Raw genomic sequence first — 14,579 nt, forward strand, 5'->3', positions numbered from 1 at the left:
ATGGAACAAAGCGGAACAGGGCCGCGAGACCCCATGGACGTCCCCTGGGAGGGACGAGCCATAGGTCTCCTCGATCTTGATGCGTTCTTTGCGAGCGTCGAGCAGCTCGATCATCCGGAGTGGCGCGGCCGGCCCGTCATCGTAGGCGGCGACGCAGACCGCAGGGGCGTGGTTTCCACGGCGTCTTACGAGGCGCGTGCCTATGGCGTCCACTCCGCGATGCCGGCGGCGCAGGCGGCAAGGCTGTGCCCGGACGCAATCTGGACGCATGGCCACTTCGATCGCTACCGAGAGATGAGCGCCCGCGTCATGGACATAATCCTGGACGAGACGCCGCTCGTTGAGCAAGTCTCGATCGATGAGGCCTTCTTTGACGTGACGCCCGGCCGTTACTCCAGGGAAAGCCCGGTGAGCATCTGTCGCAGGATCCAGGCACGCGTGGCCGAGCTTGGCGTGAGCTGCTCCATTGGCCTGGGCGTGTGCAAGAGCGTGGCCAAGGTGGCGTCCGAGGCGGAGAAACCGCGCGGGCTCACGGTAGTCCTGCCCGGCAGCGAGGCGGCATTTCTCGCTCCCCTGCCCGTGAGGGCCATGAGCGGCGTGGGTCCCGCGACCGAGGCTCGCCTCGCACGCATGGGAATCAGAACGCTTGGCGCCCTCGCCGGCGCCTCTGACGACACCCTGACGGCAGAGCTCGGGTCCATGGGTCCAGCCCTGAGGGCACGGGCGGCCGGGACCGAGCGCGCACCCGTGGGAGAGCGGGCAAAGCCCGACGAGGCAAAGTCCGTCTCCAACGAGCGCACCTTCGCGAAAGACCTCACCGACGAGAGCGCCATTCGCTCCGCCCTCGATGCCACGTGCGGCATGGTGGCGAGAAGGCTGAGGAGAAAGGGGCTCGCGGGATCGTGCGTGACCGTGCGCCTCAAGCGCGATGCCTGCACGTCTCGCACGGCCCAGGCGCGGCTCGACGAGCCGGCCGATGACGAGTTCCTCATATCCCCCGTGGCCCAACGACTCTTGGGCCAGCTCTGGAGACCAGGTGACCCGGTGAGGCTCATCGGGGTGGGCGTCTCGGACTTCTCGGTCCCCGCCCCTCGCCAGCTGGGACTGTTCGATGACCCGCGGCAGGTTCAGAGGCAAGAGTCCATGAGGGCCCTCCACCGCACGACGGACGCGTTGCGCGATCGCTTCGGCGACGAGGCCGTAGCCTTTGGGAGGGATATCAGGCTGAGGAAGTCCACGACGAACACCCAGCCCCAGCACAAGGAGGACGCCTAGGCGCCCTGGCCCGGTTCCGACGAATGAGCCTGGTCAGTTGCAACGTCGATGCGGGGCGCATCTCCCCACAGGCGCTCGATGCGGTAGTAGTCGCGGCCCTCGGGAGAGAAGACGTGGACGGAAACGCTGGCAAAGTCGACGAGCACCCAGGGACCGTCGCCCTTGCCCGAGACCGAGAGCGCGCTCAGGCCAAACCGGAGGCGGAGCCGCTCCTCGACCTCGTCAACGACAGCGCCGGCGAGGCGCGAGTTTGCCGCCGTGCACACGACGATGGCGTCCACCACGTCAGAGATGCCACGGACGTCGAGCACAACGACGTCGGAGGCCTTCTTGTCATCGGCGGCCATCGCAGCCTCGCGGGCGATGTCGATTGACGTCGTCATTTGTCGCCCCTCTCCTGAGTCCTCTCGAGCACGATGTCGTTGTAGATAGAGAGCGTGCCCGGATACAGGTAGCGCCTCGTCTCGATGACGTAGGAGACGCCGTCCGAGAAGCACTCCCAGTACAGGTCGGAGAGGCTCGCCTTGCCCACGAGCTTGCGCTGACGCTTGATGGCGTCCGCCGGCCTGCGGAGCGGCTCGATGCCATCGGCGACGAACACGACCATATCGAGTGGGCTCATGTGCGCGTTGCCGAGCGTGTGACGGTCAATCGCCTGCCAGACGTCGTCTGGAAGCTCCGGAAAGCGCTCGGGAAGCTCGCGAGCGGCGATCATGCCGTGCAGGAGGGGCTCAACGAGCGCGAGCTCAACTCCGAGCTCGATGCCAAGCCCAGAAGCGCGGGCGATGGACTCGCGGGCGGTAAGTACCTTCTCCCAGTCATGCAGGATACCGGCAACGCGAGCCAGGTAGGGCTCAACGCCATAGATTGCCGCAAGCCTCTCTGCCGTGAGTCCCACGGACAGCGAGTGCGCGAGCCGCTTGGGCTTCGGCGCAAGCTGCTCGCGCGCAGCGTTCTCGTAGCCCTCGATAAAGGCGAGCTGGTCCTCCCCATACTCGACAGAGACGTCAAGCCAGGATGGGCCGCCCTTGGCCCAGGCGGACTCGAGGGACTTGGAAGGCGAGCTCATAGCGCATCCCTCCCGAAGCCATCGATAAGGCCAAGGGCATCGGGGGCCGTGTAGGCGGGCCTCGGCGCCTCGTACAGGCCACGCTTCTCTATGTAGCCAAGGACGGCGTCCGAGGTGAGGTAGCGAAGCGACTGGCCGGAGGCGACGCGGGCGCGCAGGTCGCTCGAGGAAATGGCGAGCGCCGGGACCTCGAGGTAGCTTACCTTGAAGTCAATGCCGGACGCGGCGATGCTGGCCCGTGCGCTCTCCAGGTCATACCCCGGGCGCGTGGCACCTACGAGGTGCGCCAGCTGGGCGATGCGCGCGGCATCTCGCCACGAGATGATGTCGATGATGGCATCGGCGCCCGTGATGAAGTAGAGCTCCACGTTGCTCGGATAATGGCTGCGAAGCAGCTCGAGCGTGTCCACCGTATAGGTGACGCCCGGACGGTCGACCTCTATGCGGCTTACGAGAAAGCGTGGGTTGTCGGCCGTGGCGAGCAGCGTCATGGCATGGCGGTCCTCGGGTGTGGAGACCCTCCTGTCCTGCTTGAAGGCCGGGCTGCCCGCAGGGACGAAGACGACGACGTCAAGGCCAAGGTCGTTGCAGGCCTGCTCGGCAGCCACGAGGTGCCCGTTGTGGATGGGATCGAACGTGCCGCCCATGATGCCAAGGCGATACGTGCGGCTTGGATCCTGCCCGAGAACGGGAAGGTCTCGGACCAACGCGTCGCTACCGGCGACATGGGCGCAGGCTATGTGCTCGGTGGACATCAGGCGCGCACCTGGCCCTCTCCGCGAAGGAGGCACTTGGTCGTGGTGAGGGCAAGCGCACCCATGGGGCCCCTTGCGTGGAGCTTCTGCGTTGAGATGCCAATCTCGGCGCCCAGGCCGAACATACCGCCGTCGGTGAAGCGCGTGGAGGCGTTCACATACACGGCGGCCGCATCCACGCGGGCGAGGAAGGCGTCGGCCGCAGGGACCTCGTTGGTCACGATGCACTCGGAGTGCTTCGTGCCGTAGGTGTTGATGTGATCGATGGCCTCGTCAAGGCCGGAGACGACGCGGACGGCAAGCTCGAGAGCGTCGTACTCGGTGGCCCAGTCCGCGGTTGTGGCTGCGCTGAACTGCGTTCCCTCGGCGAGCCCCATATGCCTTGCGACCGACGTCACGTGCTCGTCGCCATGCACGGTGACGCCCCAAGAGGCGCATGCCTTGACGAGCATCGGGATGAACTCCAGTGAGATGGACTGGTCGACGAGGACGGTCTCAATCGCGTTGCAGACGCCAGGACGCTGTACCTTGGCATTCTCGATGATACGCAGGGCCATGTCGGGGTCGGCGGCGGCGTGGACGTAGACGTGGCAGTTTCCCTCGCCCGTCTGGATGACGGGCACGCTAGACTGCTCGACGCACGTGCGGATGAGCGAGTGGCCTCCGCGAGGAATGATCAGGTCAACGAGGCCATCGGCATGCATGAGCTCGATCGTCTGCTCGTGGCCCTCGGACTCGAGCAGACACGCCGCGTCCTGGGGCAGGCCGGCGGCGGCAATCCCCGCCCGGCATGCCTCGACGATGGCCTTGCAGGACTCGCGAGCCGCCGAGCCGCCACGAAGGACGACGGCGTTTCCCGTGCGCATCGTAAGGCAGATGGCGTCCGCCGTGACGTTGGGACGAGCCTCATAGATCATGCCGATGACGCCGAGGGGGACGCGGACCTGCGTGAGCCGGATGCCAGAGGCGAGCGTGCGACCACCCACGACCTCGCCGATGGGGTCCGGCTGGCCAGCGACCTCCCTCATGGCTGAGACGATGCCGTCGATGCGCGCGTCGTCCAGCATGAGCCTGTCGAGCATGGGCCCGGGCATTCCGTTTGCCCTTGCGCGCTGCATGTCCGCCCCGTTCGCCGCGAGGATACGATCGCGGCCGTCGCTCACGGACTGGGCCGCACCGAGAATCGCGTCAGTCCTCTCGGCGGCACTCGACTGGGCAAGCAGAGCTGCGGCGACCTTGGCGGCCGTAGCCTTCTCGATGGCCTCGGACATCATTTCCCCCTTCGTAGACGTCACGTCTTGCTCAGTGTAGCTAGAAGACGAGCAGCTCGTCACGGTGAATGACCGGACAGTCTGCCCGCGCGGGAACAAAACGCGCTATGACGTCGAGCCTAAGGCCATGCACGCGCACGAGCTCGTCGGATGAGTACCTCGTGATGCCGCGCGCCACGAGCTGGCCGTCGGGCCCGAGCACGTTGACCGTGTCGCCCTCGTCGAACGGGCCCTCTACCCCGGTGACGCCCACCGGAAGCAACGACGCACCCTCGTTCTCGAGGGCACGGCACGCGCCCGCATCGATGCGCACCGAGCCGCGCGAGACGCCGGCAAGGCCAATCCAGAGCTTTCTGGCCTGCTCATGGGTACCCTCGCCGGGACACTCGAAGACGGTGCGCAGCCCCCTGCCGTCAGCAGCGTTGATAAGAGCCCTGTCTCCCCTGCCGCGACAGATCGTCATCGGAATTCCCGCCGCGAGCATGGCGCGGGCGGCACGAATCTTGGTGGCCATGCCACCGGTGCCATAGCTGCTGCCGGCGCCACCGGCCATGGCAATGACGTTGGCATCAACGCGCTCGACTCGCTCGACAAGCGTCGCCGTAGGGTCGGTGTCGGGATTTGCCGTGTACAGGCCATCGATGTCGGAGAGGATCACGTAGCTGTCGGCGTCGATGAGCGAAGAAACGATGGCGCCGAGCATGTCGTTGTCGCCAAAGGAGAACTCACGAACGCTGACCGTGTCGTTCTCGTTCACGATGGGCAGCACGCCAAGGTCAAGAAGCCGCTCGAACGTGTTGCGGGCGTTGAGGTACCCCGTCCTGTCGACGACGTCTCCCCTCGTGAGCAGCACCTGGGCGCAACGCACGCCGTCCTGGGCGAGAACCTCCGCGTAGCGCTCGATGAGCGTCGTCTGGCCCGCGGCCGCGCACGCCTGAAGCGTTGGGATGTCGCTTGGACGCTCGGTGAAGCCAAGAAGCGAGCGCCCCACGGCGGCGGCTCCGCTCGAGACGAGCACGACGCAATCCCCACGGCGCTTGAGCTCGCAGATCTGCTCGCACATCGAGCGAACGAAGGCGACATCGAGCTCGCCGTCGGGCCCCATGAGCGTCGACGACCCCACCTTGAAGACGATGAGGCGGCCCATGCTACTCCTCCTCGCCCACGGATTCATCCTGGGCGGCCTCGCCGAAGGGCGCCTGCGCGTCCTGGTCCTCGTTGGCAAGCGCGATCTCGCCGACAGTGATGACCGGCTCGTCCTCCTGGAGCTCGGCAAACTCGTCAACGTCATCGTCTCCGGCGTAGTCGAGGTCATACCCGAGGATGCGAACGGTGTCTCCCGTCACGCAGCCGGCCTTAGCGAGCGCCTTGTCAAGACCGAGGCGGTCGAAGCGGTGCTGCAGGTAGGCAACGGCCTCCTCGTTCTCCCAGTCGGTCTTGATGACCATGCGCTCGATGGCCGCACCGGAGACGCGCCAGACGCCGCCGCCAAGGTTGGAGATGGAGATGGCGTTGTCCCTGCGAATACGGCGCTGCTCCCAGACGTCGTTGCGAAGCGGCTCCTCGTCGAGCTCGCGCTCGGCCCTGAGCTTGGAGACCATCTCGGCGCAGGCGGCCTCGAGGGAGTCGATGCCGGCACCCGTCACGGCGGAGACGGCGAAGAACGCGTGCCCGTCTGCCGCGGCGCACTGGCGCAGGCGCTCGAGGGCCTCGCTCGTCCCCGGCATGTCGCACTTGTTGGCCACGACCACCTGGGGACGCTCGGCAAGCTCGGGCGCATAGGCCTCAAGCTCATGGTTGATGGTCTTGTAGTCCTCGACGGCGTCCCTGCCCTCGTAGCCGCCCGTGAGATCCACGACGTGCATGATGAGAGCCGTACGCTCGATATGGCGAAGGAACTCGTGCCCCAGGCCCTTGCCCTCGCTCGCGCCCTCGATGAGACCGGGGACGTCGGCGACGACGAAGGAGCCGGCCTGCCCGGAGCGAACGACGCCGAGGTTGGGCACGAGCGTCGTGAAGGGATAGTCGGCGATCTTGGGGCGCGCCGCGCTCATGCGCGCGATGAGCGAGGACTTGCCCACGCTCGGCATGCCCACGAGGGCTGCGTCTGCCATGAGCTTCATCTCGAGCTCGATCCAGTGCTCGAAGGCAGGCTCGCCCTTCTCAGAGAAGGCGGGCGCTCGGCGAACCGAGGTGACGAAGTGGATGTTGCCCTTGCCGCCCGTGCCGCCAGGACCCACGATGACGCGCTCGCCGGGATGCGTGAGGTCCGCGATCTGATACCTGGAGGTCATGGTCTCGGGGTCGAGCTCGGTCACAACCGTGCCACAAGGAACCTTGAGAACGAGGTCCTCGCCGTCACGGCCGTGCTTGCGCGCCCCCTGGCCATGGGTGCCTCGCTCAGCGCGGAAATGGTGCTTGAAGCGATAGTCGATGAGCGAGGAGAGCTGAGGGTCGCACTCGAGAACGACGTTGCCGCCTCGGCCACCGTCGCCGCCGTCAGGGCCGCCCTTGGGTACGAAAGCCTCGCGCCTGAACGACGTGCAACCGGCACCGCCGTCGCCGCCCTTGACGTTGATGCGTGAGATATCGGTGAACTGAGACATGGGATCCACTTTCGTTGAGAAGCTATGAAAAAGGACCCCCGGCCAGCGGAGAGGCCGAGGGTCCTGCCATTACCCAAATGGGTGCGCGGAAGCCCTTAAGCCTCCTGCGCCGGACGCACGTGCACGCGGTGCTTGGCGCCCTTCACGAACTCGACGGTGCCGTCAGCGAGGGCGAACAGCGTGTCGTCCTTGCCACGACCGACGTTCTCGCCCGGCACGATGTGCGTGCCACGCTGACGAACGATAATCTGACCGGTCTTGATGGACTGGCCGCCGAAGATCTTCGTGCCGAGGCGCTGAGCCGCGGAGTCACGACCGTTACGGGAGCTAGCCTGACCCTTCTTGTGTGCCATTTATGGTACCTGCCTATCTATCGATGCTAGGTTTGAGGCGCCTACTCGGCGGCAGCCTCGGTCGAAGCGGCCTTCTTGGCCGTGGAGGTGATGCGGGGCATGCTGCAGACCTCAAGACGCGTGAGGTTCTGGCGGTGACCCTTCTTGACAGAGTGGCGCTTGCGCTTCTGGAACTTGAAGACGATCTGCTTCTCACCCTTGTGCTGGTCGACGACCTTGCAGGTGACCTTCTTCTTGGCAAGCGCATCAGCGTCAACAAGAACCTTCTTGCCGTCGTTGAGCATGAGAACGTCGAGCTTGACCTCGTCGCCAGGCTGCGCGTCGAGCTTCTCAACGTCAAAGACGTCGCCCTTGGCAACCTTGTACTGCTTGCCACCAGTCGTGATGATTGCGTACATGTGTGAACCCTTCATTGCTGTGGTAAGTGCAACAGTGGAAATACTACGCTAGGCAAAATGGTTCGTCAACGGCAAAAATGCCGCTATTTGCGATGATTCCATGCATTTGGCACCTCGAATCTGAGACGCATAGCCTCGCCCAACGCAAGGGTTGCCCCGTAGGCTACGCCAGTCCTCACGAGGGCGCCGAGGCCGGGCAGTGACTTCGAGAGTCTGCGCGAGAGGGCACGGGATGCGTAGGCGCCGGCAAGCACGGCTGTCGCCTCAACGAGACGCGATGAGGACGCACCCTGACCATACACGCCCGCAAGGTCTAGGTCCATAAGCACCTGGTTAGCCGTCATGAGGGGAAGGTCGGCCCCGCTGCCAAAGGGAAGGAGGCCGATGACCGCGTTTTGCGAGCTCCTCGCGCCAATGCTGCGCCTGCTCACCGCACGGCGGACGAACGGGAAGTTGGCGCCAAGCGAGACGTCGGCCTTGCACGAGCGCGAGAGCCACTCGGCGAGCTTGTCCAGGAGGGACTCGGGAGACGACGAGGCGATGACCTCGATACCAGCGGACGACAGGGACGACGGCGCCTCGACGCTTGACTCGACGACGATGGCGCTCGGAACGCCGGCGGCACAAAAGGCCCTGGCCACGCCCGGGGCCGCTCCGGAGGTGCCCGCAAGGACAATGGCGGCGTCACAGTCCGGATTAACCCTGACGGTACCGCCCGCGTCAAAGGCGGCGATGTGGAGCAGGCCCGTGGAGGTCTGCGGAACAAATGCGTCTCGCACGCAGCTGACAAGGTATGCCGGCGCGCCCTCGTCCACCTCTATGGCAATTCTCACGCAAGAGCGCCTTGCCGCGGACGCGGCGCGCACGCCGTCGGCGACCTGCCGCGCCGCGTCAAACGGAATGTCTCTGAAACCTGTCATGGCACTCCCCTAGGCAGATTTGGTTCGATGAGCGTACACGGACTGCACGATGCCCACGCTCGCGATCTGAACGACCATGGACGTGGCGCCATAGCTGATGAACGGCAGCGGGATGCCCGTGATGGGCATGATGCCGATGCACATGCCGACGTTCTGCAGGAGCTGGTAGCTCCACATGGCCACGACGCCCGCAAGGACGAGCTTGGCAAACGGGGCCTCAAGCTTCATGGCAAGGCGCAGCGCCGAGAAGATGAGCCACGCGTAGAGGGCGAGCAGGACCAGGGCGCCGGCAAAGCCGAACTCCTCGGACAGGCGCGCGAAGATGAAGTCCGTGTGGTTCTCGGGCAGAAAGCCGCCGGCCGACTGCGTGGCCGCGCCGATGCCCTTGCCAAACAGACCGCCCGAGCCAACCGCGATCTTAGCCTGTTGCAGGTTGTAGCCCGCGCTCGTCGACTCAAGGCTCGAGTCGGCGAAGACGAGCAGACGATTGAGCTGGTACTGCTTGAGCGGAAACCCGTAGTTGAGCGACACGAAGATGATGAGCGCGCAGCCAATCACGAACAGGATGAGCGTGATGACGACCCAGTCTGTCCTGGCGCCGGCGCAGATGATGATGGCGGCACCGGTCACGATGAGAATGAGACCCGTGCCGAGGTCGGGCTGGCACATGATCGCGGCAAACGGAACGAGCAGCGTGGCGCAGAGCTTCACGTAGTCGCGGAACTCCTTGATGCGCCCGTTGAACTGAGCGCAAAGAGACGCCATCAGAAAGATCGTCACGAGCTTTCCGACCTCTGAGGGCTGAAAGCGCAGCGGACCGAGCTTGACCCAGCCCGTCATGCCGTTCGCAGCGGAAGCCAGGCCCGGGATGCGCGGGGAGATCATGATGATCACGTCAATGACGAGCAACCAGGTGGACATGTTCGCAAGCGAGCGATAATCCCAATGCCAGATCAGCGCGGCAACGGCAAGGCCAATGACGGCTCCGAGCGCCTGACGAGGAAGCGAGGCGTTGGCGTTCGAGAGAGACGCGCTCCACACGACGACGAGCCCATACGCAATGAGAAGAAGCGCAGGGATGAGATTTGCCCAGTAGACGTTGGAAAGCGCGCCACCACGGTTGGGCACGCGGGCCGCCCCGGGCTTCTTGCCGGCGTCACCGCCGAACAGTGACGAGACGACGCTTCCAAAGCCAACGCCTCCCGCGGAATTCTGTGCCATGTCGCCTCCCTACCTCGAAGTATCCTGGACCTCTGACGTCTGCGTGTCCGGCTCGTTGTATATCGCACCGAGAATGTCACGGGCAACGTAGAGCGCGCACGAGCCGCCGTAGCCGCCTTTCTCGACGGCAACCGCGACCACGTACTTGGGGTTGTCCTCGGGAGCGAAGCAGCAGAACCAGCTCGTGGGGTATTCGCCGTGCTCACCGGAGCCCGTCTTTCCCGCGACTCGCTGGGTCATGTTCGTGAAGTGCGCGGACTGCGACTCGCTCTCCTCGTAGACGACGCCGTCGAGTCCCGAGACGACGAGGTCGAAGTTGGAGCTGCTCTCCTCGGGGCTGATGGACACCGTGGGCTCGTACTCGCGCACGGTGCCGTTGTCTCCCCTACCCACGACGCTCTTGAGCACGTGCGGGCGCCAGATGGTACCGCGGTTCGCGATGCCCATGTAGACGCACGCCATCTGAAGCGGCGTCACGGCGATGTCGCCCTGGCCGATGGCGATGTTGGTGTAGTCGCCGCCGTTCCATTGGCGATCCGTGTCCGACCAGTTCGAGAAGTAGTTCCACTTCCACTCGGCGTCCGGGACTCGCCCGGCCGACTCGCTTGGAAGGTCGATGCCAGTCGTGGAGCCAAGACCCCACTTCTTGAAGGTGTCCTGCATGCCGTCGGCCTTGTCGCCCGCGTTGTAGAAGCCCTTTGCCACCTCGTAGAACACGACGTCGCACGAGTTGACAATGCCGCCCCTCAGATTCAGGTAGCCATGGCCCTTCGTGTTCCAGCAGTACTTGCCGTACGCGTCTCCAAAACCCGTCCACCAGCCTGTGCAGTCATACGTCGTGTCCGGGGTGGCAATGCCATAGTCAAGGGCGGCAAACGTCGTGAGCGGCTTTATGGTTGACGCCGCGACGTACTGGCCACTCACGGCCTTGTTCATGAGCGGGTTTCCGGCGTCGTCCGCAGACAGCACGTCCCAGTCATCTTGCGAGATGCCGCCAACGAACACCTCGGGCCTGAAGAGCGGGGCGCTGGCCATGGCGAGGACCTCGCCGTTCGTGGCGTCCAGAACGATGGCCGCTCCCGACGTGCACTCCTTCACGCCCGAGTCCTGACGCTTCTTGATCTGCTTGACGAGCGCCTCCTCGGCGGCCTTCTGGATGTCGAGGTCAATGGTGAGCATGATGTCGGAGCCACTCTCGGCAGGAACCGACGAAGAGTAATCGAGCACGTTTCCATGGACGTCGACGTAGACGGTCTGCTCGCCTCGGACGCCCTGAAGAAGCTCCTCATACTGGAACTCGACGCCGGCTTGACCTGTCGTGTCGCCGCTCTCGTAGGTGATGCCACCGTTTGCGTCCGCGGAGGAGTCGATCTGGTCCTGCGTGACGGTGCCGGTGTAGCCAAGCACCTGTGCGGCCACCTCTCCCTGGGGATAGGAGCGCTGGGTTCTCGTCTCGATGTTTACGTCGGGGAAGACGTCGATGTGCTCCTGGATGAAAGCGACGGCAGAGCGGGTCGCGTCGACGGCGACGGTGCGTGCGCTCTGCGCACTCTGCGTGGAGTCCGTGGCGCGGCGCTTGGCCGCCACGGAGGGAATGCCAAGAAGGGCGGAGAGCACGTTGAGCTCTATGGTGTTGTCGGCGATGTCACTCATGGCGCATACGGTGAGGCTCGGACGGTTCGTCACGAGCTCGACGCCGTTGCGGTCAAGGATGCGGCCACGGGGAGCTGCCGTCGTGACGGTCCTCGTGCGGTTTGACTCCGCCTGCCTCGTGTAGTCGTCCCCAGAGACAACCTGCATGGACCAGAGGCGTGCGAGAAGGACGCCTAACACGGAGCCGGAGAAGATCCCCAGTCCCACGAAGCGGCTCTTGAACGTGGTCTCCGCAGACGTGTCGTTGCCGCCGGCGGCCCTCGGCGCCTGGCCGCCGATGTCAAACTTGAACCCGCTCCCCCCACGACTGAGCATGAGGACGGCTATGACGGCCACGGCGGCGAGAATGATGATGCAGCCTATGAGCAGAATGGTTCCCGAGCTCATGGGCTACAGGCCCTTCAGCGACAGGCCGCTCGAATGCTTGCCGCCAAACCCGCCCGAGCCGCCACTCGTCCTGGATAGGACAAGGGCGACGAGGCACAGGGCGATGCAATCGAGCACCGCGCCGGGAAGCGCGCGCATGAACACGACCTCGACGAAGGACTCGGCCTGACCAAAGAGGAGAAGCACGATGGCGTAGAGAGCCTCGACGACAAGGGCGACGGGCACAAACAGAACCATGGAGGCCGTCGGATCGTCCGAGACACGACTGCGGCCCGCCGCGGACAGGGCAAATCCCGTGAGCGTGAGCAGCAGAGCCATGAGGCCAATAGGGCCAGAGCCTGCCAGGTCATAGAACAGACCGGCGAAAAAGCCCACAAAGGGCGCCTTGGACGTCTCCCCGCCCAGGCACACGGCGGCAACGAAGACGAGCGCGAGGTTCGCGCGGCCCCCGAGGATTGCCACGTTGGGAACTATGGAGAGCTGCAGGATGCCGAGAACGACGGCGAGCACGATGGAGACGCGACGCGCCTTGCCCGTGTCATTGACGATCATGTGTCCCTCCTACTCCTCGCTCGTGGCGTCCGACTCGTCGGTCGCGGCGTCCGTGGTGGCATCTGTCGTGGTGGCGGCCTGCGTCGAGGCAGTCGTGGAGCTGGTGCGGTCCTGGGCGTTCGCGCTCGCGGCGTCATCGGAGGTCGCCTGCTGATCGCTCGACAACGACGTCACCACGAGCACCTCGGAAAGAGAGTCAACCGAGGTAAGCGGCTCGACCACGACCTCGTAGTACATCGATCCGGGAGACTTGGTGACGTTGGTCACCGTGCCGATGGGCAACCCCTTGGGGTAGACGCCGCCCAGGCCGCTCGTGACAACCGAGTCCCCGGGCGAGACCTGCTGATCGGTCCTGATGAGGTTGAGCCGAAGCGTCCCGTCCGCAGAGCCTTGAAGCTGACCCTGCGCGCCGCTCGACTGCACCTTGGCGGAGACACCCGAGCTCTCGTCGGTGATGAGGCGCACGGTGGCCGTCGTGGGGCCGGCCTCGCAGACCTGCCCGATAACGCCGGTTGTCGTGGTAACGGGCATCCCAGTCTCGATCCCCGAGCTCTGACCCTTGTCGATGGTAATCGTGGAGCTCCAGGAGTCCGTCGACCTGGCGATGACGCGCGCGGCAGTCGAATCGAGGTTGTACTGGTTCCTCAGCTGCAGGAGGTCGGTGAGGGTGTTGGCCTCCTCCTCGTACTCCGAGAGCCTCGCGACCTGACTCTTGAGCTGCTCGTTCTCGGACTTGAGATCAGAGAGGGTCTCGGAATCCGCGGTCAGGTTGCCCATGATGTTACCAAGCCCCGAGACGGGCGAGGCGACGACGGACCCCACGACGCGCGCAGGCGTGGCAAGCGTCTGGAACACGCCGCGAACGCCGTGCAGTAGGCCTGAGTCACCCTCGCGGATGCCCAAGACGAACATGAGCACCGAAAGCACGGTGAAGACTATGAGCGAGCGCGGGACCCCCGAGGAGGACCCGCGCCCCATGGATGAGCTGGGAGCCGAGAAGCGCTGAGCCATTCGCAGGACCCCTACTTGCCAGAACTCTGGACGAAGCCACCAGACAGCGCGTTGGCCTCGAGGACCTTGGCACAGCCGAGAACGACGTTCTCGAGAGCCGTCGGGCTCACGTTGACGGGAACGCCGGTCTCCTCGCGCAGGCGCTGGTCGAGACCGCGCAGCAGGCCACCACCACCCGTGAGCATGATGCCGTAGTACATGAGGTCGCTCGCCAGGTCAGGGGGCGTCACGTCAAGGGCGTCCTTCACAGCCTTCGTCACCTGGTCAAGCGGCGAGTTAAGGGCGCGACGGATCTCCTCGGACTCGATGCGGACCGTCTTGGGAAGGCCGCTCATGACGTCTCGACCATTGACCTCGACGTCAAGCTCCTCCTTGAGCGGGGCAGCCGATCCCACCTTGATCTTGATGTCCTCTGCGGTACGCTCGCCGATGGAGAGGTTGTAGGCGTCACGAACGTGCTCGAGGATGACCTGGTCAAACTCGTCGCCCGCCGTGCGGATCGACTGGGAGACAACGATGCCGCCCATGGCGATGACGGCAACCTCGGTCGTGCCGCCACCGATGTCGACGACCATAGTGCCCGTCGGGTCCTCAATGGGCAGGTTCGAGCCGATGGCCGCCGCCATGGGCTCCTCGATGAGGAACGCCTGGCGAGCGCCTGCCTGGATGGTTGCCTCGAACACGGCACGCTTCTCGACCGACGTCACTCCGGAGGGCACGCACACGACGACGCGGGGGCGCGGGCTCCACGGGTAACGGCGCTTGGAGGCCTTCTCGATGAAGTAGCGCAGCATGACCTCCGTGACGTCGAAGTCAGAGATGACACCGTCCTTGAGCGGCCTGATTGCCTTGATGGAGCCGGGCGTGCGGCCGACCATGCGCTTGGCGTCCGCGCCAACGGCCAGCACGCGCTCCTCGCTCTGGTCGATCGCCACGACGGACGGCTCGTTGATGACGATGCCCTCGCCACGGACGGACACGAGCGTGTTGGCCGTGCCCAGGTCGATGGCAAGGTCTCCGCCATACTCTCCGAATATGGAGTCTAGGAATGACATGGCATCCATTCTTTCGAGGATCGCGCGAAGGCGTCCCACCCGAGGCGGGACGC

The 14,579-nt window shown here is 65.1% G+C and carries 15 protein-coding genes; 1 reads left to right on the forward strand and 14 read right to left on the reverse strand.

The features are described 5' to 3' along the window. On the forward strand, positions 1–1,275 hold the full coding sequence (gene dinB / locus Pcatena_RS04280; protein WP_172596373.1) for a DNA polymerase IV: 1,275 nt from the start codon (positions 1–3) through the stop codon (positions 1,273–1,275). Here the strand turns inward: dinB and rsfS are convergent. The 14 genes from rsfS to mreB all read right to left on the reverse strand — a co-directional run bounded on the left by rsfS (position 1,272) and on the right by mreB (position 14,526). Then, complete coding sequence (gene rsfS, locus Pcatena_RS04285; RefSeq protein ID WP_126421936.1) at positions 1,272–1,658, reverse strand: ribosome silencing factor; 387 nt, start codon at positions 1,656–1,658, stop codon at positions 1,272–1,274. The genes dinB and rsfS overlap by 4 nt on opposite strands. After that, entirely contained in the window at positions 1,655–2,344 is a 690-nt protein-coding gene (gene yqeK / locus Pcatena_RS04290) for a bis(5'-nucleosyl)-tetraphosphatase (symmetrical) YqeK (protein WP_126421937.1), read from the reverse strand. The genes rsfS and yqeK overlap by 4 nt, the downstream gene beginning before the upstream one ends. Beyond that, positions 2,341–3,099, reverse strand: coding sequence for a nicotinate-nucleotide adenylyltransferase (gene nadD / locus Pcatena_RS04295; RefSeq protein ID WP_126421939.1), 759 nt, complete (start codon positions 3,097–3,099; stop codon positions 2,341–2,343). Before nadD ends, yqeK begins: the two co-directional genes overlap by 4 nt. Beyond that, a complete protein-coding gene (locus tag Pcatena_RS04300) occupies positions 3,099–4,433 on the reverse strand; it encodes a glutamate-5-semialdehyde dehydrogenase (RefSeq protein ID WP_332835566.1) in 1,335 nt (444 codons plus the stop codon). Before Pcatena_RS04300 ends, nadD begins: the two co-directional genes overlap by 1 nt. Continuing rightward, the gene (gene proB, locus Pcatena_RS04305) at positions 4,411–5,517 is read right to left on the reverse strand and encodes a glutamate 5-kinase (protein ID WP_126421941.1); all 1,107 of its coding nucleotides are present in this window, start codon (positions 5,515–5,517) and stop codon (positions 4,411–4,413) included. Before proB ends, Pcatena_RS04300 begins: the two co-directional genes overlap by 23 nt. A 1-nt stretch (position 5,518) precedes the next feature. After that, a complete protein-coding gene (gene obgE / locus Pcatena_RS04310; RefSeq protein WP_126421943.1) occupies positions 5,519–6,976 on the reverse strand; it encodes a GTPase ObgE in 1,458 nt (485 codons plus the stop codon). A 95-nt stretch (positions 6,977–7,071) separates the two neighbouring features. After that, a complete protein-coding gene (gene rpmA / locus Pcatena_RS04315) occupies positions 7,072–7,329 on the reverse strand; it encodes a 50S ribosomal protein L27 (RefSeq protein WP_126421945.1) in 258 nt (85 codons plus the stop codon). A gap of 41 nt (positions 7,330–7,370) precedes the next feature. Beyond that, positions 7,371–7,727 carry a 50S ribosomal protein L21 gene (gene rplU / locus Pcatena_RS04320; protein WP_126421947.1) on the reverse strand — a complete coding sequence of 119 codons (357 nt, stop codon included), beginning with the start codon at positions 7,725–7,727 and terminating at the stop codon, positions 7,371–7,373. Positions 7,728–7,810: 83 nt separating this feature from the next. Next, positions 7,811–8,647 (reverse strand): hypothetical protein, encoded by an 837-nt coding sequence (locus Pcatena_RS04325; protein WP_126421949.1) that lies wholly within the window; start codon positions 8,645–8,647, stop codon positions 7,811–7,813. A 9-nt stretch (positions 8,648–8,656) separates the two neighbouring features. Next, entirely contained in the window at positions 8,657–9,868 is a 1,212-nt protein-coding gene (locus Pcatena_RS04330; protein ID WP_126421951.1) for an FtsW/RodA/SpoVE family cell cycle protein, read from the reverse strand. Positions 9,869–9,877: 9 nt separating this feature from the next. Next, positions 9,878–11,908, reverse strand: coding sequence for a penicillin-binding protein 2 (gene mrdA / locus Pcatena_RS04335; RefSeq protein ID WP_126421952.1), 2,031 nt, complete (start codon positions 11,906–11,908; stop codon positions 9,878–9,880). Positions 11,909–11,911: 3 nt separating this feature from the next. Further along, a complete protein-coding gene (gene mreD / locus Pcatena_RS04340) occupies positions 11,912–12,460 on the reverse strand; it encodes a rod shape-determining protein MreD (RefSeq protein WP_126421954.1) in 549 nt (182 codons plus the stop codon). Positions 12,461–12,469: 9 nt separating this feature from the next. Further along, positions 12,470–13,471: a rod shape-determining protein MreC gene (mreC, locus tag Pcatena_RS04345; RefSeq protein ID WP_126421956.1), complete on the reverse strand. Its 1,002-nt coding sequence runs from the start codon at positions 13,469–13,471 to the stop codon at positions 12,470–12,472. 11 nt (positions 13,472–13,482) lie between these two features. Next, positions 13,483–14,526: a rod shape-determining protein gene (mreB, locus tag Pcatena_RS04350; protein WP_073294631.1), complete on the reverse strand. Its 1,044-nt coding sequence runs from the start codon at positions 14,524–14,526 to the stop codon at positions 13,483–13,485. Positions 14,527–14,579 lie beyond the last annotated feature (53 nt).

Origin of the sequence: Parolsenella catena (assembly GCF_003966955.1) — a bacterium.
Classification (GTDB): Bacteria; Actinomycetota; Coriobacteriia; order Coriobacteriales; family Atopobiaceae; genus Parolsenella; species Parolsenella catena.